Raw genomic sequence first — 18,875 nt, 5'->3', positions numbered from 1 at the left:
CAGCGACTTCCCGCTCGATCTCTGTCCCTGGGACGCTGTTGGCACTCGCTGCGGGCGAGTGCCAGTCGTCCCCGGGTCAGTGTACGGCCGGTGGGTACACCCCTAGCAAGGGCGCTAGCGTCGAGGTCATGGAACGTATCGACTGGGTGGGGACGGGTTGGGAGGAACTGGCCCCGCGCGTGGGCCGGGTCCGGCTGCCGGGCTGGGACTGCACGGCCGGTCTCGTCGCCGGGGACGGCGCGGCCCTGCTGATCGACACGGGATCCTCACTGCGTGAGGGCGCCCGGCTGCGCACGGACGTACGAGCGCTGCTCGGCCCGCACGCGCGCGTGACGCACATCGCGCTGACCCACCCCCATTTCGACCACGTCTTCGGCACGGCGGCGTTCTCGGGCGCCGAGGTGTACGGGGCGGTGGGCGTCGACACGCTCTTCGCCCAGGCACGCGCGCGTGAGGAACTGTGCACGGATGCCGTACGCAACGGGCTCGGACCCCATGAGGCGGCCGAGGCGACGGACGTGCTGGTCAGCCCGCAGCACCGGGTGTGCGGCGAGTGGACGCTCGACCTGGGCGGCGGGCTGCAGGTGCTGCTCGCGAACGTGGGACCCGCGCACAGCGGCCACGACCTGGCGGTGCTCGTCCCGGGCGCCCGCGAGATCGTCTTCTGCGGGGATCTCGTGGAGGAGTCGGGCGAGCCGCAGGCCGGGCCGGACGCGGCGCCCCGGCACTGGCCGGCGGCGCTCGACCGGCTCCTCGACCTGGGCGGGGACGACGCGGTGTACGTGCCCGGGCACGGTTCCGCGGTGAATGCCGAGTTTGTCCGGGCGCAGCGGGCGGCGCTGGCCGCGCGTTTCGGCGTGTCGTAGTCCTGGCCTGCCGGTTTCTCCTATCGTCGGCCGAATGCGCCAGTACAGCCCCGACCTGACCCCTCCGTGGAAGCGGAACACGCCGGCCCCCGAGGTTCCGGCCGAGCCCGATCTCGTCGTCGAGGAGGTCACGACGGGCTTCTGCGGGGCCGTGGTGCGGGTGGAGAAGACCGCGCAGGGGCCGACGGTGACGCTGGAGGACCGCTTCGGCAAGCACCGGGTGTTCCCGATGGAGCCGCGCGGGTTCCTCCTCGAAGGCAAGGTCGTGACGCTGGTCCGGCCGAGCGCGGGCGGTCCTGTGCGGCCCACGCGGACCGCCTCCGGCTCCGTCGCGGTGCCCGGGGCCCGTGCGCGCGTCGCCCGCGCGGGGCGCATCTACGTCGAGGGCAAGCACGACGCGGAGCTCATCGAACGGGTCTGGGGCGACGACCTGCGCGTCGAGGGGGTCGCGGTGGAGTTCCTGGAGGGCGTCGACGACCTCCCGGCGATCGTGGCGGAGTTCGACCCGGGGCCGGACGCGCGGCTCGGCGTACTCGTCGACCACCTCCTCCCGGGTACGAAGGAATGGCGCATCGCCCAGTCCGTCACCACCGAGCACGCCCTGATCGTCGGTCACCCCTACATCGACATCTGGGAAGCGGTGAAGCCGTCCTCGGTCGGCATCGAGGCGTGGCCACGGGTGCCGCGCGGTCAGGACTGGAAGACGGGCGTCTGCCGTGCGCTGGGCTGGAAGGTCGCCCACACGGGTGAGGCCTGGCAGCACATCCTGTCCCGCGTCCACACCTACAAGGACCTGGAACCTGCCCTCCTGGGCCGAGTGGAAGAACTGATCGACTTCGTCACAGCCCCCTGACCCGTCCCCCACCACAAAACCCGCTGCTGTCGTCCGCGGCGCCCCTGCCGAGCCCATCCCGCCTTTTCCCCAGCCCTTCTCCCACCCACCCGCCCCCTCCGGGGGCGCGTCGGCCCGGCACCCGGCCTCAGGCAGCCTTGGGCCCCTGGGACACGCGGAGCGTGTCTTCAGGGGCGCGGGGAACTGCGCGAGAAGCCCCACCGGGCGACACCCGGCGACGATCCTCAGCCCCCACGGCGGCGGCGCGACGGAGCCGCTGAAACGGGTACAGCCCCGCCGCCGCGCAGCGCGGCCGCGCACCGGTGCGGGCCCGCGCCGGGCCGACGGCCCAGTCGGCGTGAGCGGCCGGGCTCAGGACGCCCGGTCAGTCGACGAGGTCGCGGACCACCGCGTCGGCCAGAAGACGCCCCCGCAGGGTGAGCACCGCCCGCCCCGCCCCGAAGGACTCGGGGTCGAGGAGCCCGTCCGCCAGGAAGCGCCGCGCCGCGTCCGCCCCGGCGGGCTTCAGCAGATCGAGCGGGCAGCCGTCCTTGAGGCGCAGCTCGAGCAGGATCCGCTCGACCCGGCGGTCCTCGTCCGCGAGGACCTCACGCCCGGCCCCCGGCGACTTCCCGCCCGCCAGCGCCGCGGCATACGCCCCGGGATGCTTCACGTTCCACCACCGCACGCCCCCGACGTGCGAGTGCGCCCCGGGCCCGGCCCCCCACCAGTCGGCCCCCCGCCAGTACAGCTCGTTGTGCAGGCACCGCCCGGCCTCGGAGGTGGCCCAGTTCGACACCTCGTACCAGTCGAACCCGGCCCCCGCCAGCATCTCCTCGGCGATCAGGTACCGGTCCGCGTGCACGTCGTCGTCGGTCATGGGCACCTCCCCGCGCCGGATCCGCCGCGCGAGCTGCGTGCCCTCCTCGACGATGAGCGCGTAGGCGGAGACGTGGTCGGGCCCGGCGCCGATCGCGGCGTCCAGCGAGGCCCGCCAGTCGTCGTCGCTCTCGCCCGGGGTGCCGTAGATCAGGTCCAGGTTGACGTGGTCGAACCCGGCCGCCCGCGCCTCGGCGACGCAGGCCTCGGGCCGTCCGGGCGTGTGCGTACGGTCGAGGATCTTGAGGACGTGCTGCTTGGCGCTCTGCATGCCGAACGAGATCCGGTTGAATCCCCCGTCCCGCAGCTCGGCGAGATACGCGGCGTCGACGGACTCCGGGTTGGCCTCGGTGGTCACCTCGGCGTCGTCCGCGAGCCCGAACTCGTCCCGCACCGCCCCCAGCATCCGTACGAGATCACCGGCGGCGAGCAGTGTGGGCGTACCGCCGCCGACGAACACGGTCCGCACGGGACGCGGGTCGTCCCCGAGCACCTTCCGGGCGAGGCGCACCTCGTCGATCAGGGTGTCCGCGTAGTTGTCCCGGGAGGCGAGGACCCCGCCGGTGCCGCGCAGCTCGGTCGCCGTGTACGTGTTGAAGTCGCAGTAGCCGCAGCGCGTGGCGCAGTACGGGACGTGCAGGTAGAACCCGAGCGGCCGCTCGGCGGAACCGGCCAGGGCGGAGGCGGGCAGCGACCCGTCGTCGGGCACGGGCTCACCATCGGGAAGTGCGGAAGGCATGCCCCCATTGTCCAGCCTCCGCGCCGTTTCCCCGCCGCGCTCACTGCGCCTGGAGCACCAGCAGGGCCAGGTCGTCGTCCGGGGGGCTGTCGGCGAAGGCGTGGACGAGGCGGCGGATGCGTTCGGCGAGGAGGGGGGCGGTGAGGCCGGCGCAGCCGGTGAGGGCGTGGGCGAGGCCTTCGCCGTCGTCGAACTGGCGGGGGCCGTTGCGGCGCTCGGTGACGCCGTCGGTGACGCACAGCAGGGTGTCGCCGGAGGCCATCTCGAAGGTGTCGCTGGTGTAGTCGGGGTCGTCGACGACGCCGAGGAGGACCTGGGGCGTGGCGACGGTCCGTACGTCGCCGCCGGGCCGCATGAGCAGGGGCAGCGGGTGTCCGGCGCTGGCCAGGGTGCAGTGGACGGCGGTGCCGTCGGCGGTGGGGGTGAGCTCTCCGTAGAGGAGGGAGAGGAAGCGGGAGGTGGAGCCCTCGGGCGGGACGCCCTGGCCGCCGGCGGCGGCGATGGCGCGGGCGGCGGCGTCGGCGGCCTCGGTGGCGTCGTCGAGGAGCAGCCGGTTGAGCCGGTCGAGGACCTTGGCGACGGGGTAGCCCTCGCGGGCGAGGAGGCGGAGCCAGGGGCGGGCGAGGCCGATGACGACGGCGGCCTCGGGGCCCTTGCCCTGGACGTCGCCGAGGGCGAAGCACCAGCGGCCGTCACCGGCGGGGAAGACGTCGTAGAAGTCGCCGCCGGGGCCGCCCGCCTCCTTCGGCTCGTAGACGATGGCGTGCTCCATGCCGGGGATGTCGGCGACGACGCTGGGCAGCAGGCCGCGCTGGAGGATGCGGCTGATGGTGGCCTGCCGGGTGTAGCGGCGGGCGGCGCTGACGGCGAGGGCGACGCGGCGGCTGAAGTCCTCGACGAGTCCGGTGACCTCGTCGGGGAAGTGCTCCAGGCCGGAGCGGCCGATGAGGAGGATGCCGAGGGTGCGGCCGCCGGCGCTGAGCCGGTAGGCGAGGGCGGAGCCGCTGCCGCCGGCCGCGCCGGGCCAGGGCACGGGGACGGCGGCGGAGCGGGCGGCGTCGGGCAGCCGGGGCGGTTCCTTGGCGAGGATCCGGGTGAGGTCCTCGATGCGGCTCTCGTGGGTGTGCCAGACGCGGGCGAGGCGCGGGGCGGGGTGCGGGTCGGTGGAGCGGCCGGCGGGGTCGGCGGTGAGCGGGTCGCCGGGCAGGCCGCGCCCTTCCTCGTCGTAGAACCAGACGGCGCACCAGTCGGCGAGGCGGGGGACGAGGAGCTGGCCGACGATCGCGGCGACCATGTCCTCGTCGAGCTGGCCGGCGAGCAGGTCGGAGGCCTCGGCGAGGAAGGCGAGCGCGCCGCGGTTGATCCAGTCCTCGTCCTGCGGGGCGCGCACGGGCTGGGCCGGGAGGGGTTCGGCGGCGCGCAGGCCGCGCCGGTCGGGGCGGGCGGCGGGCTGTCCCGCGGTGCCGTCGGGGCCGGTGTCGGTGCCGTCGGCGGGCAGTCGCGCCCAGACGGTCTTGGTGCCGGGCCGGTAGGTGATGCCCCAGGCGTCGGCGAGGGACGCGACGAGCTGGAGGCCGCGCCCGTACTCGGGGGTCTCGGGGGTGCGGCAGACGCGGTCGGTGCGGACGGCGCGGGTGGGGTGGTGGTCGGTGACCTCGACGACGAGGCCCGCGGGGTCGTCGGGGGTGGGCCCTTCCCGGCGGCACACGAGGTCGACGCCGGTGCCGGCGTGCACGACGGCGTTGGTGACGAGTTCGCTGACGACGACGACCGCGTCGTCGGCGAGCCGGTCGCCGACGGGGGCGGCGGGCCGGGGTGCGGCGGTCCAGTCGGCGAACGCGGCCCGGACGAAGCGGCGGGCGGCGGCGGGCGCCAGCGGGTTCCCCGGCAGCGAGGTGCGGACCTCGTCGGGGCGGCCGGGCGCGTCCCCGGTGCAGAAGGCGGTTTCCCGCTGAGTCTCCCGCTGAAGAGGAATGGACCCCACTGTTCGGCTCCTGAGCTTTTCGGGCGTGGACGCCTCAGGCGACAGGAACAGAGTGACAGACCGGGCCCGCTCATAAGCGGCGAGTCACCGAACCGGTCCGCGACGGGTGAGAAGAGTGGTATGCGGACATTGTTCAGGGAGGGCCGGGGGAACCCGGCCCTCCCTGGTCGGCGACCGGGCGGGCTCAGCCCTCGCGGGTGCCCGCGTACATCTCGTCGAGCAGTTCCTTGTACTCGCGCTCGACGACCGGCCGCTTGAGCTTGAGGCTCGGGGTCAGCTCGCCGTGCTCGATGTCCAGGTCGCGCGGCAGCAGCTTGAACTTCTTGACGGTCTGCCAGCGCTGCAGGCCCTCGTTGAGCTCCTTCACGTAGCCCTCGACGAGCTGGACGGTGGCGGGTGCGGCGACGACCTCCGCGTAGGTCTTGCCGCCCAGGCCGTTCTCCTTCGCCCACTCCAGGATCGCCGGCTCGTCGAGCGCGATGAGGGCGGTGCAGAAGTTCCGGTCGGCGCCGTGCACCAGGATGTTGGACACGTACGGGCAGACGGCCTTGAACTGGCCCTCGACCTCGGCGGGCGCGATGTACTTGCCGCCGGACGTCTTGATGAGGTCCTTCTTGCGGTCGGTGATCTTCAGGTAGCCGTCGACGGACAGCTCGCCGATGTCGCCGGTGTGGAACCAGCCGTCGGACTCCAGGACCTCGGCCGTCTTGTCGGGCAGCCCGTGGTAGCCCTCCATGATGCCGGGGCCGCGCAGCAGGATCTCGCCGTCGTCGGCGATGCGCACCTCGGTGCCGGGCAGCGGCTTGCCGACGGTGCCGGTGCGGTAGGCCTCGCCCGGGTTCACGAAGGAGGCGGCGGAGGACTCGGTGAGGCCGTAGCCCTCCAGGATGTGCACGCCGGCGCCGGCGAAGAAGTAGCCGATCTCGGGCGCGAGCGCGGCCGAGCCGGAGATGCAGGCGCGCAGCCGGCCGCCGAACGCCTCGCGCAGCTTGCTGTAGACGAGCGCGTCGGCGACCTTGTGCTTGGAGGCGAGGCCGAACGGCGCGGAGGCGACGCCGGTGCGCCGGAAGTTGTCCTGGGTGACCTTCGCGTACTCGCGGGCGACGCCCGCCGCCCACTGGAAGATCTTGAACTTGGCGTTGCCGCCGGCCCGGGCCTTGGCCGCGACCCCGTTGTAGACCTTCTCGAAGATGCGCGGCACGGCGGCCATGTAGGTCGGCTGGACGACCGGCAGGTTCTCGATGATCTTGTCGACGCGGCCGTCGACGGCCGTGACGTGCCCGACCTCGATCTGGCCGCTGGTCAGCACCTTGCCGAAGACGTGGGCGAGCGGCAGCCACAGGTACTGCACGTCGTCCGTGCCGATCAGGCCGGTCGCGGCGATCGCCTTCGCCATGTACGACCAGTTGTCGTGCGGCAGGCGCACGCCCTTGGGGCGGCCGGTGGTGCCGGAGGTGTAGATGAGGGTGGCGAGCTGGTCCTTGTCGATGGCGCCGACGCGCTCCTTGACGACCTGCGGGTTCTTCTCCAGGTAGGCGGCGCCGCGCGCCTCCAGGTCGTCGAGGGTGAGCAGCCAGCCGTCGGGGTCGGCGGCGTCCGGCTCGACGCCGGTCGCGTCGATGACGACGACGTGGGCGAGCTCGGGCAGCTCGGCGCGCCGCTCGCGGGCCTTGGCGAGCTGCGCGGCGTCCTCGGCGACGAGCACCTTCGACTCGGAGTCGGAGAGGATGAACGCCGACTCCTCGGCGTTCGTCTGCGGGTACACGGTCGTGGTCGCCGCGCCCGCGCACATGATGCCGAGGTCCACGAGGATCCACTCGACGCGGGTCGAGGAGGCGAGGGCGACGCGCTGCTCGGGCTGCACGCCGAGCTCGACGAGGCCCGCCGCGACGGCGTAGACGCGCTGCGCGGCCTGGCCCCAGCTGAGCGACTTCCATTCGTCGGGGCCCTCGCCGGACGCCGATGGCACCGGATAGCGGTAGGCCTCGGCATCGGGCGTCGCGGTCACGCGCTCCAGGAAGAGGGCCGCCACGGACGGCGGCCGGTTCTCGATCAGGGTCTGTGTGTCGCTCACGACGTCCTCCGGGGCCCGCGACAGCGCGGCTTGTTTAACTGGCGAGTAACCATCGAGCAGTGATCAGGGTAAGGCGCACTCGCCCGGCGCGTAAGAGGCTCCGGCCTTGAACTTCCGCGGGTTGCACCCGGTCGGCGCCCCGTCCGTCCCGGATCGCACACGGCTTTCACACGCGCTTTCCGGCGCGCGCACGCAAAAGCGGCGGGCCCGGCACGCACACCGCGCACCGGGCCCGCCGCGAGAACACGGACGACGGGGGCTACTTCTTGGCCTTGCCGCCGCTCTCGTCGCTGGACAGCACCGCGATGAAGGCCTCCTGCGGGACCTCCACGGAGCCGACCATCTTCATCCGCTTCTTGCCTTCCTTCTGCTTCTCCAGCAGCTTCCGCTTACGGGAGATGTCACCGCCGTAGCACTTGGCGAGGACGTCCTTGCGGATGGCGCGGATCGTCTCGCGGGCGATGACCCGGGAGCCGATGGCGGCCTGGATGGGCACCTCGAAGGCCTGGCGGGGGATGAGCTCGCGCAGCTTGGCGACGAGCCGCACGCCGTACGCGTAGGCCGCGTCCCGGTGCGTGATCGCGGAGAAGGCGTCGACCTTGTCGCCGTGGAGCAGGATGTCGACCTTCACCAGGTTGGCCGTCTGCTCGCCCGTGGGCTCGTAGTCGAGGGACGCGTAGCCGCGCGTCTTGGACTTCAGCTGGTCGAAGAAGTCGAAGACGATCTCGGCGAGGGGCAGCGTGTACCGGATCTCGACCCGGTCCTCCGACAGGTAGTCCATGCCGAGGAGCACGCCGCGCCGGGTCTGGCACAGCTCCATGATCGAGCCGATGAACTCGGACGGCGCGAGGATGGTGGCCCGCACGACCGGCTCGTAGACCTTGTCGATCTTCCCCTCGGGGAACTCGCTCGGGTTGGTGACGACGTGCTCGCTGCCGTCCTCCATGTCGACGCGGTACACCACGTTCGGCGCCGTGGCGATGAGGTCGAGGCCGAACTCGCGCTCCAGCCGCTCACGGATCACGTCGAGGTGCAGCAGGCCGAGGAAGCCGACGCGGAAACCGAAGCCGAGCGCGGCCGAGGTCTCCGGCTCGTAGACGAGCGCCGCGTCGTTGAGCTGCAGCTTGTCGAGGGCGTCACGCAGCTCGGGGTAGTCCGAGCCGTCCAGCGGATACAGACCCGAGAAGACCATCGGCTTCGGGTCCTTGTAGCCGCCCAGCGCCTCGGTCGCCCCGTTGTGCAGGGAGGTGATCGTGTCACCGACCTTGGACTGGCGGACGTCCTTCACGCCGGTGATGAGGTAGCCCACCTCACCGACGCCGAGACCGTCGGCCGCGAGCATCTCCGGCGAGTTCGTCCCGATCTCGAGGAGCTCGTGCGTCGCGCCGGTCGACATCATCCGGATGCGCTCACGCTTGTTGAGCTGACCGTCGACGACTCGTACGTACGTGACGACGCCGCGGTAGGAGTCGTAGACCGAGTCGAAGATCATCGCGCGGGCGGGGGCGTCCTTGACGCCGACCGGGGCCGGGATCTGCTCCACGACACGGTCGAGCAGCGCCTCGACGCCCATGCCGGTCTTCGCGGAGACCTTGAGGACCTCCTCGGGGTCGCAACCGATGAGGTTGGCGAGCTCCTCGGAGAACTTCTCGGGCTGCGCGGCCGGCAGGTCGATCTTGTTGAGCACCGGGATGATCTTGAGGTCGTTCTCCATCGCCAGGTACAGGTTGGCGAGGGTCTGGGCCTCGATGCCCTGGGCGGCGTCGACCAGCAGGATCGTCCCCTCGCACGCGGCGAGCGAGCGCGAGACCTCGTACGTGAAGTCCACGTGGCCCGGGGTGTCGATCATGTTGAGGATGTGCGTGTCGGTCTTGTCGTGGGTGGGAGCCCACGGCAAACGCACCGCCTGGGACTTGATCGTGATGCCGCGCTCGCGCTCGATGTCCATCCGGTCGAGGTACTGAGCACGCATCTGCCGCTGCTCGACCACTCCGGTCAGCTGGAGCATCCGGTCGGCGAGCGTGGACTTGCCGTGGTCGATGTGCGCGATGATGCAGAAATTGCGGATCAGAGCCGGGTCGGTACGGCTCGGCTCGGGCACATTGTTAGGGGTCGCGGGCACGCAGGGTCCTGTCTCTTGAGGCGCCTTGTCCTCAGGTCGGCCTCGGTTGGGATCGTCACGTAGCTTCCATGGTCCCATGGCGGCGGGACTGCGCCCGGTTTGGGCCGCTCGGAGGACGACTGGTACCGTGGGCAGCTGTGTCTCATGCCCTCTCAGCGCGAGGCACACACTCAGTGAAAATCACCGGTACGGGACCTTCACCGGCCCCGTGCCTGAACCTGCAAAGGCTCATTTCGTGGCGAACATCAAGTCCCAGATCAAGCGGATCAAGACCAACGAGAAGGCTCGGCTGCGCAACAAGGCCGTCAAGTCCTCCCTGAAGACCGCGATCCGCAAGGCCCGTGAGGCTGCTGCCGCGGGTGACGTCGAGAAGGCCACCGTCGCCGCGCGCGAGGCTTCGCGCAAGCTCGACAAGGCCGTCTCGAAGGGCGTCATCCACAAGAACCAGGCTGCCAACAAGAAGTCGGCCCTGGCTTCCCAGGTCGCGTCCCTCAAGGGCTGAACCTTCGACTGATCTGACGCCGGAAGGACCCGGGCGGGCCCTCTCTCATCCGCCCCCGACCGGCCCCCGAGCCCACACGCGGCCTGCGTTCGCCACGCGGGTGTGGGCTCAACCTCAGAGCTTGCCCCGAGTGCCCCCGTCTCCGACAGGAACGGGGGCACTCGGCATTTCCCCCCTTCAAGCCCGTCCGGCGTTTGAGGACGAGGCCGAAGGCCGACAGGGGGGTCTGGGGGCGCAGCCCCCAGGGACGGGACGGGAAGGGGCGGCGGGGGCGACCTCCCCGACCCCGGCCACGACGAACCCGCAGGCTACGCGGCGACAGAACGGCCGAACGAAGCACGCGGCGCCGGCCGGACCCTACCCCCGAGCCCGAGCGGCCCGAGCAACAGCCACGACGGCCTTCTCCAAGGCGTACCCGGGATCGTCCCCGCCCCCCTTGACCCCCGCATCGGCCTCCGCCACAGCCCGCAACGCGGCAGCGACCCCGTCCGGAGTCCACCCCCGCATCTGCTGCCGCACCCGATCGATCTTCCAGGGCGGCATCCCCAGCTCCCGCGCCAGATCCGCGGGCCGCCCACCCCGCGCGGACGACAGCTTCCCGATCGCCCGCACCCCCTGGGCCAGCGCGCTGGTGATCATCACGGGCGCGACCCCGGTCGCGAGCGACCACCGCAACGCCTCCAGGGCCTCGGCCGCCCGCCCTTCCACGGCTCGGTCGGCCACGGTGAAGCTGGACGCCTCGGCCCGCCCCGTGTAGTACCGCCCGACGACGGCCTCGTCGATGGTGCCCTCGACGTCGGCCCCCAACTGCGTGACGGCGGAGGCCAGCTCGCGCAGGTCGCTGCCGATCGCGTCGACGAGCGCCTGGCAGGCTTCCGGTGTCGCGGACCGCCCGAGCGCCCGGAACTCCGCGCGCACGAACGCCAGCCGGTCCGCCGGCTTCGTCATCTTCGGGCAGGCGACCTCCCGGGCCCCCGCCTTGCGCGCCGCGTCGAGCAGCCCCTTGCCCTTGGCGCCGCCCGCGTGCAGCAGGACGAGCGTGATCTCCTCGGCGGGCGAACCGATGTACGCCTTCACGTCCTTGACCGTGTCCGCCGACAGGTCCTGCGCATTGCGTACGACGACGACCTTGCGCTCGGCGAACAGCGACGGGCTCGTCAGCTCGGCCAGCGTGCCGGGCTGCAGCTGGTCGGGGGTGAGGTCGCGCACGTCGGTGTCGGCATCGGCCGCGCGCGCGGCGGCGACCACCTGCTGCACCGCGCGGTCGAGCAGCAGGTCCTCCTGGCCCACCGCGACGGTGAGCGGAGCGAGCGGATCGTCGTTTGCAGTCTTCCTGGCCATCGCGGTCAAGCATCCCACGGGCCACTGACAGCCCGGCCCGACCGCGCGACCTGCCGCCGCGGAGGGAAACCCCATCAGAGACCCGGCACAGAACCGGCACAAGGAAACCAGCCGGACGGGACCGACAGCAGAGCCCCGGCCGACCGGGATCGGCCGAAGGAAACCGGCGGAAGTGCCCCCGCTGAAGAGCCCGGGTCGAGGAAACCCGGCAGCAGGAAACCGACGGACGGCCTACGGCTCCTCGCGCCAGCCGTCCCACTCCCCGGCGAACGCGTCCAGCGCCGCCGCGTCCAGCACCTCGTCCGGGTCCTCGACGACGAGGAGCCACTGCGCGTCCTCCGCGTCGTCCTCCCCGGCCAGCGCGTCCCGTACGAGCTGCGGCTCCTCGGTGATGCCGAAGCGCTCCCCGAGCGCCTCGGCGGCCTCCTCCGCGGCGTCGCGGTCCGGCAGCACCAGTACGTGTCTCACATCGCTCACGGCACCATCTTCGGACACGCGCGCGACACGGCCCGCACCGGGCGGCCCGGGTCAGCCCTTGGGCACGACGGTCAGCCCTTGGGCACGACCTGGATGTCCAGCTCGATCTTCACGCTGGTCCCGACGGCGGCGATGCCGCGCGCGAGCATGGTCTGCCAGCTGATGGTGAAGTCGTCGCGGTGCAGTTCGGCGGTGGCGCGGCAGGCGGCGCGGGTCTCGCCCTCCATGCCGTTGCCCAGGCCCAGGTACTCGGCGTCGAGCGTGACGGTGCGGGTCACGCCGTGCAGCGAGAGCGCGCCGGTGATCGCCCAGCGACTGCCGCCCTTGTGCGTGAACTTGTCGCTGTAGAACTCGAGCGTCGGGAACCGTCCGACGTCCAGGAAGTCGGCCGATCTGAGGTGGTCGTCACGCATCTGCACGTTCGTGTCGATGGACGCGGCGTCGATGACGACGTGCATCGCGGACTGCTCGACGCGCTCGGCGACGCGCAGCACGCCCGCGAAGGTGTTGAACCGGCCGTGGATCCGGGCGAGTCCGATGTGCCGCGCGGTGAACGCGATCGAGGAGTGCATCGGCTCGATCTCCCAGTCGCCCGCGTCGGGCAGCTGCGGCGGCTGCGCGACCTGGAGCATGACGTCGCCGACAGACGCGTGCCCGCTCTCGCCGACGCTGGCGTTGCCGTGGAACGGCGTGTAGCCGTCGGCGGTCACCGCGAGCTTGTAATCACCGGCGGGCACCGTGGCCATGAACGAACCGAACGGGTCCGTGCCGCCCGTGACCACCTGCCGCCCCATGGCGTCGTTGACGACGAGTTCGGCGGTGCGGATCGGCTCGTTGACGGGATCGAGGACCCGGCAGCTCAACATCCCCGCGCTGGGTGGCACCACCATGTCCGCCAGGGGATTGGGCCGTTGCGCCCGGTTCGTACGGTTTCCCAGCCAGCGGCCGAACATGAACTACCTACCCCAGTGCGTCTTGACAACAGTAGTTGCTAGATGAACGAAGAAGCATTCGACCATCGTTGCGGCTTTCGAGGCAACACGAGCCCACAACGCGGGAATCGCAGAGAAGGCGACCGAGAGCCCGAATTACCTACTCCGGTTAGCGTTTCGCCAGCTCAGCGGCATTTTTACTCACCGGTAGCAACTGCTTGTGCACATTCAGCGAAACTTCGAGCGCCCCGCTCCGGAGCCCCCTCACAGCGGGCTCCGGATCAACCACGGATGGCAACACCTCCACCTCGGCCCCTCGCCCCGGCCCCCTCCCCCCACCTGTTCGGGGTCCGATACACGCCACGTTGCGGTACAACCGACCTCAGGCATCGACTCGACCCGGGGGGGGAAGGCACATGGGGCGCAGGCTGCTCGGCTTCGCGATCGTGTGGGCGGGGTTCTACGGGGCGATGGCTCTCGGGGCCGTGCCGGGTTCGGCGACCGCCGAGGATCGGCTGATGGGCTTCCTCGTGTCGCTCCCTGCCTGGGGTTACATCGGCCTCCGCGTGCGGCGCGAGATTCTCAGGGCCCGGGAGACCGTGAAGCCTCAGCATCGACCTGATGAGCGATGAGCCCTGGGAGCCCAAGAACCCGGACCACCGGCGATCAGCGATCAGCGACGCGCCACCCCGAGCCTCACCCCTGCCCTCCCTGCACCCCCGTCTCCCCCGTCTCCCCCGACCACCGCGACCGCCCCGTCCCGGTCCGTCCGCAGGACCGTCGCCCCCTGTCCCCGCAGCGCCGCGAGGGTGCGCGGCGCCGGATGTCCGTACGTGTTGTCCGCCCCTACGGAGATCAGCGCGAGCCGGGGCGCCACCGTCCGCAGCAGCCCCGGGTCCTGGTACGCCGAGCCGTGATGCGCGACCTTCAGCACGTCCACCCGGGACAACGCGGCCCCGCCGGTGGCCCGCAGCAGCGCCCGCTGGGCCGCCGGTTCGAGATCGCCGAGCAGCAGCAGTCTCAGCCCCGCCGTCCGCACGAGCAGCGTCACGCTCGCGTCGTTCGGCCCGTCCGGCACGGGAGCCGGCACCGCCGCCGTACCGCCCGGCGGCCACAGCACCTGCCAGTCGAGGGGACCCGCGCGCCGCCGCTCCCCCGCCGCCGCCCGGCCCACCGGCACCCCGTACCGCGCCGCGACCCTCCGCACGAACGCCGCCTGGTCCTCCGGCTCCCCGAACCCCGTCGTCTCGACCGCCCCCACCTCCCGCCCGCGCAACACCCCCGCCAGACCCGCCACATGATCGGCGTGGAAGTGGGTGAGCAGCACCAGAGGGATCCGGGTGATGCCGAGGGAGCGCAGGCACCGGTCCACCGGCAGGGGGTCGGGGCCCGCGTCGATCACGACCCCGGTGGCCGGCCCGGCGGCGAGCACCAGGGCGTCGCCCTGTCCCACGTCGCACATGACGAGCCGCCATCCCGGCGGGGGCCAGCCCGTGAGCACCCGGGTCACCGGCGGTGGCTGGACGACGAACAGCACCAGCAGCACCGCGCAACCCCCCAGCATCCAGGGCGACCTGAACGCTCTTCGGCCCAGCCCGATCAGTACCGCCGTGGCGAGGGCGAGCAGGGCGCCGCCGCGCCAGCCGTCCGGCCAGTCGATGCCGCTGCCCGGCAGTGCGGCGCCGGTCCGCGCGATGTCCGCGATCCAGCCGGCGGGCCACCCCGCGCACCAGGCCAGGACCTTCGCGAAGGGCATCGCCCACGGTGCCGTCGCCAGCGCCGCGAACCCGAGCACGGTGGCGGGTGCGACGGCGAACTCCGCGAGCAGATTGCACGGCACCGCCACCAGGCTCACCCGCGCCGCGAGCACCGCCACCACAGGTGCGCACACGGCCTGTGCCGCCGCGGCCGCCCCGAGCGCCTCCGCGATCCGCGGCGGCACCCCGCGCGCGGTGAGGGCCACGCTCCAGCGCGGTGCCACCGTGAGGAGGGCGCCGGTCGCGAGGACGGAGAGCAGGAATCCGTAACTCCGGGCCAGCCACGGGTCGTAGAGGACCAGCAGCAGAACGGCCGTGGCCAGCGCGGGGATCAGGGATCTGCGCCGCCCTGTGGCGATGGCGAGCAGGGCGATCAGTCCGCAGGACGCGGCCCGCAGCACGCTCGGCTCGGGCCGGCACACCACGACGAAGCCCAGGGTGAGTGCCCCGCCGAGTGCGGCCGTGCTGCGCAGCGGCAGCCCGATCCGGGGTGCGAGCCCGCGCCGTTCGGCGCGCTGCGCGGTGCCGGGCGGGCCGATCAGCAAGGCCAGGAGGATGGTGAAGTTGGCGCCGCTGACGGCCATGAGGTGCAGCAGGTCGGTCTCCCGGAACGCCGCGTGGAGCTCCGGGCCGACGCGGGCCGTGTCGCCGACGACGAGTCCGGGCAGCAGCGCCCGCGCGTCCTGCGGCAGCCCGTCCGTCGCCTCGCGCAGCCCCGCACGCAGGGCCCCGGCCAGGCGCTGCGCCCGGCTCGGCGGGCCGACGGTCTGCGGAGGGTCGTCCTTCCCGACCCGCAGCACGGCCGCGATCCGGTCGCCGTCGACGGCAGGTGGAGCGAGTCTGCCCTCGACACGGAGCCGGGTGGTCGGCAGAAGGGACAGCCAGCGGTCGCGGGCGGTCGGCGAGCCGTCGACGATGATCAGGACCGGGGTGCGGCCGCGTGTCCGGGCGCCGTCCGCCTCGGTCAGCTCCCTCACGTCGGCCTCGATCAGTACCGCGGAGGGTGTCGTGCGGTCACCGCTGACCCGGGGCCGGGTGAGCCGCGCGTCACCGGTGAGTTCCACCTCGGCCCGTACGGTGGCGTGCCGCTCGGCGAGACCCGGTACGGGGCCCCTGCGCGATTCGGCTCCGTGCAGGCCGGCCGAGATCGCCGACGCGGCGACGCACAGCAGCAGCGCGGCCGCGGACGGACTCCGCCAACGGGCCGCTGTCTGCTGCCCCGTGCCGGTACCCGCACCGGCTCCGGTGTCGCCGCCCCGGGCCACGATCAGCAGCGCCATCCCGACGGCGAGGCAGGCGCCCGCGGTGAGCGCCGTGGCCGCGGCCGGTGTCGTGAGGGCCACCGCCGCGGTCGCCCAGGCCGCGAGCGCGGGCGGCACCAGCCGCAGATCGGTGTGCCGCGGCTCCCTCGGCGTCTCCGCCTCCTCCCGCTCCCCCGTGGTCGTCATGGCCGCACGAGATTCTGCAGGTCCTCGAAGCGGCGGTCGCCGATGCCGTTCACTTCGCGGAGTTCGTCCACGGAGCGGAAACCGCCGTGCTCCGTGCGGTAGTCGACGATGTGCTGGGCCAGGACGGGGCCGACGCCCGGCAGCGTTTCGAGTTGCTCGACGGTCGCCGTGTTGAGGCCCAAGGGAGCCGCGGGCAGACCTCCCGTACCGGTGGTCGGGGGCCCTGGAGGGGCGCCGGTCGCCGGTGCTCCGACCAGGATCTGTTCCCCGTCGATGAGCAGCCGCGCCTGGTTCAGCCCCGCCGTGTCCGTGCCGGGACGCACCCCGCCGGCGGCCCGCAGCGCGTCTGCGACCCGGGACCCGGCGGGCAGTCGGCGGAGCCCGGGGTGGCGCACCTTGCCGCTGACGTCCACGACGATCCCTGCGCCGCCCACCGCCGAGGGGACGGGCGAGGCTGGAGCGCCGAACGCCTCCCTCCCGTCCCCCGTGTTCTTCTCGTCCCCCGCGAATCCCGCCTCGGGACCCACCGCACGCACCGCCTGCGGGGGTCGCACCGGCTGGGTGCGGCCGGTCCAGAAGTGCGGCACGGCGAAGAGAGCCATGACGGCGACGAGCAGGACGAGGGCCACGGCGCCGCGGCGCTCGATCCCGCAGCGCGTCTGCATCCACAGCGGGAGGCGGTCCCGTACGGCGAGGGCGGCCCGGGTCCGCCAGAGCCCGGCGGCGGGCTGTGGCTCGGGCGGCGGATCCGGAGCGGGCACGGGTTCAGGAACGGCTTCGGGCACCCCTGGCGAAGGCGGAACAGACTCCCCCACAGGCACAGGCACAGGCACCCGCTCGGGCACAGGCACAGGCGCCCGCTCGGGCACAGGCACCGGCCCAGGCGCCGGCCGCGCGGTCGGTGTCGCCGTGGTCGCCGCACCCGGCGCGAACAACGCATGGGCCCGTGTCCGCTCGGCCGCGACGCGGCGGTGCCGGGCGTGCCGGCGCCGCGCCCCGTCACGGTGTCGTGCGCGGCTGTCGGACGTGGGCGCGCGCCCGGGTCCGCTGGTCGTACGGGCTGTCCTGGTCAGTGATCGAAGTGCCATGCCACGAGACGGTAGGCACGGCCACACGACGAAGTGGATCTTGCTCAATTCCCGGGGACGACCCGGCGATTGTGGATAACTCCGTCACCCACACGCGCCCCACCACAACCACGGGCCACGCACACCCCTGAGATCACGTCACACCCGCCTGGGACCGCGCCCCGCCCCTGGAATCTCTGCACACCCACCTGGCGCCGCGCCGCACCCGCCCGGGATCACGTCACTCCCGAGGCGAGACGACCGCCCCGAGCAGCCCCGGCCCGGTGTGCGCCCCGATGACCGCCCCGACCTCGCTGACGTGCAGCTCGGCGAGCCCCGGCACCCGCTCCCGCAGCCACGCGGCGAGCGCCTCGGCCCGCTCGGGTGCGGCGAGATGGTGGACGGCGATGTCGACCTGTCCGTTGCCGGCGCGTTCGGCGACGATCTCCTGCAGCCGGGCGATGGCCTTCGACGCGGTGCGCACCTTCTCGAGGAGTTCGATGCGGCCGCCGTCGAGCTGGAGCAGCGGCTTGACGGCGAGGGCGGAGCCGAAGAGGGCCTGGGCGGCGCCGATGCGGCCGCCCCGGCGCAGGTAGTCGAGGGTGTCGACGTAGAAGTAGGCGGAGGTGCCGGAGGCCCGCTTCTCGGCGGCGAGGACGGCTTCGTCGATGCTGCCGCCGGCGTCGGCGGTCTCGGCGGCGCTGAGGGCGCAGAAGCCGAGGGCCATGGCGACCATGCCGGTGTCGACGACGCGGACGGGCACGGGGGCCTCGCGTGCGGCGAGCACGGCCGCGTCGTAGGTTCCGGAGAACTCGGACGAGAGGTGGAGCGAGACGATGCCGGTGGCGCCGGATTCGGCGACCTTGCGGTAGGTCTCGGCGAACAGTTCCGGGCTGGGTCTCGACGTCGTCACCGGGCGACGCTTCTGGAGCGCTTCGGCGAGCGAGCGGGCGGAGATCTCGGTGCCCTCTTCGAGTGCTCGGTCGCCCAGGACCACGGTCAGCGGAACCGCCGTGATGCCGTGGCGCTCCATCGTCAGGTGCGGCAGGTAGGCCGTGGAATCGGTGACGATCGCGACATGGCGGGACATGCTCCGGAGATTACCCGCCGGGGGTCGTGCACGGCAGCCCGGCCCCCGTGCGGGGGCGGGTGATCAGGTGGTGCTCTCGGGGCGGGGCTTCTTCTGCCACGGGTAGGTGGGGCGCGGGCCGGGCGGGGTGATCTGCCGGCGGGGGCGCTCCGGTCCGGGCTGCGGGGCGGCCTCCGGGGCGGGGGCGGTGCGCGGGGCCCCGGTCTGCGGGGTGTCCGTGGTGGTCCAGTGCCGCAGGGCGCCGGCCTCCACGTCGATCTGCCGGCTGAGGTCGTCCAGGTCGTCGCTCGCGAAGTGACTGGCGCGGTCGCGGGCGGCGTGCCGGAGCGCGTCCGCGGAGGCGGTGATCTGCTCGGTGCGTGCTCTGAGGTCGGGGAGCAGGCGGGCGACGTGCGCCTTGTCCGGTTCGCTCTCCAGGCGCTTGAGGTCGGCGTCCAGCTCGCGGCCGTGGGCGCTGAGCCGGTCGAAGAGGCCGAGGGACTCCTGGAGGGTGGGGTCGTCGCCGACCCCGGCGCGCAGCGCGTCCTGGGTGGCGCGCATGGAGCCGCGCAGCTTGAGCCGCAGCTGGGCGAGCTCGCTGGCGGCACCGGGCTGGGCGAAGCTGCGGGCGCGCAGGGTGGTGTCCTCGACGGCGCGGCGGGCCTGCTCGACCTTGCGGTCGACGCCGCGCTTGGCGGCGCCGACGGCCTTGACGGTCGCGTACGCGCCGAGGGCGAGGAACGCCACGAACATCAGCACCACGATCAGGATCACGGCTTCCATGAC

General features: G+C 72.8%; 15 protein-coding genes. 4 read left to right on the top strand and 11 right to left on the bottom strand.

Translation table 11 applies throughout. The annotated features are described in order from the left end of the window. The first annotated feature begins 128 nt into the window (after positions 1-128). Positions 129-866 carry an MBL fold metallo-hydrolase gene (locus IAG42_RS23900; RefSeq protein WP_188339005.1) on the top strand — a complete coding sequence of 246 codons (738 nt, stop codon included), beginning with the start codon at positions 129-131 and terminating at the stop codon, positions 864-866. Positions 867-900: 34 nt separating this feature from the next. Next, positions 901-1,719, top strand: a complete 819-nt coding sequence (locus IAG42_RS23895; protein ID WP_188339004.1) for a DUF3097 domain-containing protein — start codon at positions 901-903, stop codon at positions 1,717-1,719. Between the two features lie 364 nt (positions 1,720-2,083). Here IAG42_RS23895 and hemW read toward each other — a convergent pair whose 3' ends face one another. From hemW to lepA, 4 genes are all read right to left on the bottom strand, one after another. Then, positions 2,084-3,316 carry a radical SAM family heme chaperone HemW gene (gene hemW / locus IAG42_RS23890; RefSeq protein ID WP_188339003.1) on the bottom strand — a complete coding sequence of 411 codons (1,233 nt, stop codon included), beginning with the start codon at positions 3,314-3,316 and terminating at the stop codon, positions 2,084-2,086. 40 nt (positions 3,317-3,356) lie between these two features. Next, the gene (locus IAG42_RS23885; RefSeq protein ID WP_188339002.1) at positions 3,357-5,300 is read right to left on the bottom strand and encodes a SpoIIE family protein phosphatase; all 1,944 of its coding nucleotides are present in this window, start codon (positions 5,298-5,300) and stop codon (positions 3,357-3,359) included. A 184-nt stretch (positions 5,301-5,484) separates the two neighbouring features. Continuing rightward, positions 5,485-7,374: an AMP-dependent synthetase/ligase gene (locus IAG42_RS23880; protein ID WP_188339001.1), complete on the bottom strand. Its 1,890-nt coding sequence runs from the start codon at positions 7,372-7,374 to the stop codon at positions 5,485-5,487. 259 nt (positions 7,375-7,633) lie between these two features. After that, positions 7,634-9,496: a translation elongation factor 4 gene (gene lepA, locus IAG42_RS23875; protein WP_188339000.1), complete on the bottom strand. Its 1,863-nt coding sequence runs from the start codon at positions 9,494-9,496 to the stop codon at positions 7,634-7,636. A gap of 235 nt (positions 9,497-9,731) precedes the next feature. Between lepA and rpsT the strand changes: the two genes are divergently transcribed. Next, positions 9,732-9,998, top strand: a complete 267-nt coding sequence (gene rpsT / locus IAG42_RS23870) for a 30S ribosomal protein S20 (protein ID WP_188338999.1) — start codon at positions 9,732-9,734, stop codon at positions 9,996-9,998. 357 nt (positions 9,999-10,355) lie between these two features. On the opposite strand, the gene holA is transcribed toward rpsT, so the two are convergent. The 3 genes from holA to IAG42_RS23855 form a co-directional block, all read right to left on the bottom strand. Next, positions 10,356-11,339 (bottom strand): DNA polymerase III subunit delta, encoded by a 984-nt coding sequence (gene holA, locus IAG42_RS23865; protein WP_188338998.1) that lies wholly within the window; start codon positions 11,337-11,339, stop codon positions 10,356-10,358. Between the two features lie 231 nt (positions 11,340-11,570). Beyond that, positions 11,571-11,816 (bottom strand): hypothetical protein, encoded by a 246-nt coding sequence (locus tag IAG42_RS23860; RefSeq protein ID WP_188338997.1) that lies wholly within the window; start codon positions 11,814-11,816, stop codon positions 11,571-11,573. A gap of 71 nt (positions 11,817-11,887) precedes the next feature. After that, the gene (locus IAG42_RS23855; RefSeq protein ID WP_188338996.1) at positions 11,888-12,769 is read right to left on the bottom strand and encodes a YceI family protein; all 882 of its coding nucleotides are present in this window, start codon (positions 12,767-12,769) and stop codon (positions 11,888-11,890) included. A 395-nt stretch (positions 12,770-13,164) separates the two neighbouring features. Between IAG42_RS23855 and IAG42_RS23850 the strand changes: the two genes are divergently transcribed. Beyond that, on the top strand, positions 13,165-13,380 hold the full coding sequence (locus tag IAG42_RS23850) for a hypothetical protein (RefSeq protein ID WP_188338995.1): 216 nt from the start codon (positions 13,165-13,167) through the stop codon (positions 13,378-13,380). 41 nt (positions 13,381-13,421) lie between these two features. Here the strand turns inward: IAG42_RS23850 and IAG42_RS23845 are convergent, their stop codons facing one another. The 4 genes from IAG42_RS23845 to IAG42_RS23830 all read right to left on the bottom strand — a co-directional run bounded on the left by IAG42_RS23845 (position 13,422) and on the right by IAG42_RS23830 (position 18,872). Beyond that, entirely contained in the window at positions 13,422-15,953 is a 2,532-nt protein-coding gene (locus tag IAG42_RS23845) for a ComEC/Rec2 family competence protein (protein WP_188338994.1), read from the bottom strand. Continuing rightward, positions 15,950-16,714 carry a ComEA family DNA-binding protein gene (locus IAG42_RS23840; protein WP_317453337.1) on the bottom strand — a complete coding sequence of 255 codons (765 nt, stop codon included), beginning with the start codon at positions 16,712-16,714 and terminating at the stop codon, positions 15,950-15,952. Before IAG42_RS23840 ends, IAG42_RS23845 begins: the two co-directional genes overlap by 4 nt. Positions 16,715-17,261: 547 nt before the next feature. Continuing rightward, positions 17,262-18,110, bottom strand: a complete 849-nt coding sequence (locus tag IAG42_RS23835) for a DegV family protein (protein WP_188338992.1) — start codon at positions 18,108-18,110, stop codon at positions 17,262-17,264. A 63-nt stretch (positions 18,111-18,173) separates the two neighbouring features. Then, complete coding sequence (locus tag IAG42_RS23830) at positions 18,174-18,872, bottom strand: hypothetical protein (RefSeq protein WP_188338991.1); 699 nt, start codon at positions 18,870-18,872, stop codon at positions 18,174-18,176. Between the last annotated feature and the right edge of the window lie 3 nt (positions 18,873-18,875).

Source organism: Streptomyces xanthii (assembly GCF_014621695.1).
Classification (GTDB): domain Bacteria; phylum Actinomycetota; class Actinomycetes; order Streptomycetales; family Streptomycetaceae; genus Streptomyces; species Streptomyces xanthii.
The sequence above is the reverse complement of the archived record's forward strand: the minus strand, read 5'-3'. Positions and strand labels throughout refer to the sequence as shown.

Bases quoted from the DNA above. Each gene is read 5' to 3' on its own strand.
- IAG42_RS23900 (WP_188339005.1), top strand. From the start codon at position 129: ATGGAACGTATCGACTGGGTGGGGACGGGTTGGGAGGAACTGGCCCCG.
- IAG42_RS23895 (WP_188339004.1), top strand. From the start codon at position 901: ATGCGCCAGTACAGCCCCGACCTGACCCCTCCGTGGAAGCGGAACACG.
- hemW (WP_188339003.1), bottom strand. From the start codon at position 3,316: ATGCCTTCCGCACTTCCCGATGGTGAGCCCGTGCCCGACGACGGGTCG.
- IAG42_RS23845 (WP_188338994.1), bottom strand. From the start codon at position 15,953: ATGACGACCACGGGGGAGCGGGAGGAGGCGGAGACGCCGAGGGAGCCG.
- IAG42_RS23835 (WP_188338992.1), bottom strand. From the start codon at position 18,110: ATGTCCCGCCATGTCGCGATCGTCACCGATTCCACGGCCTACCTGCCG.
- holA (WP_188338998.1), bottom strand. From the start codon at position 11,339: ATGGCCAGGAAGACTGCAAACGACGATCCGCTCGCTCCGCTCACCGTC.
- IAG42_RS23850 (WP_188338995.1), top strand. From the start codon at position 13,165: ATGGGGCGCAGGCTGCTCGGCTTCGCGATCGTGTGGGCGGGGTTCTAC.
- IAG42_RS23830 (WP_188338991.1), bottom strand. From the start codon at position 18,872: ATGGAAGCCGTGATCCTGATCGTGGTGCTGATGTTCGTGGCGTTCCTC.
- IAG42_RS23855 (WP_188338996.1), bottom strand. From the start codon at position 12,769: ATGTTCGGCCGCTGGCTGGGAAACCGTACGAACCGGGCGCAACGGCCC.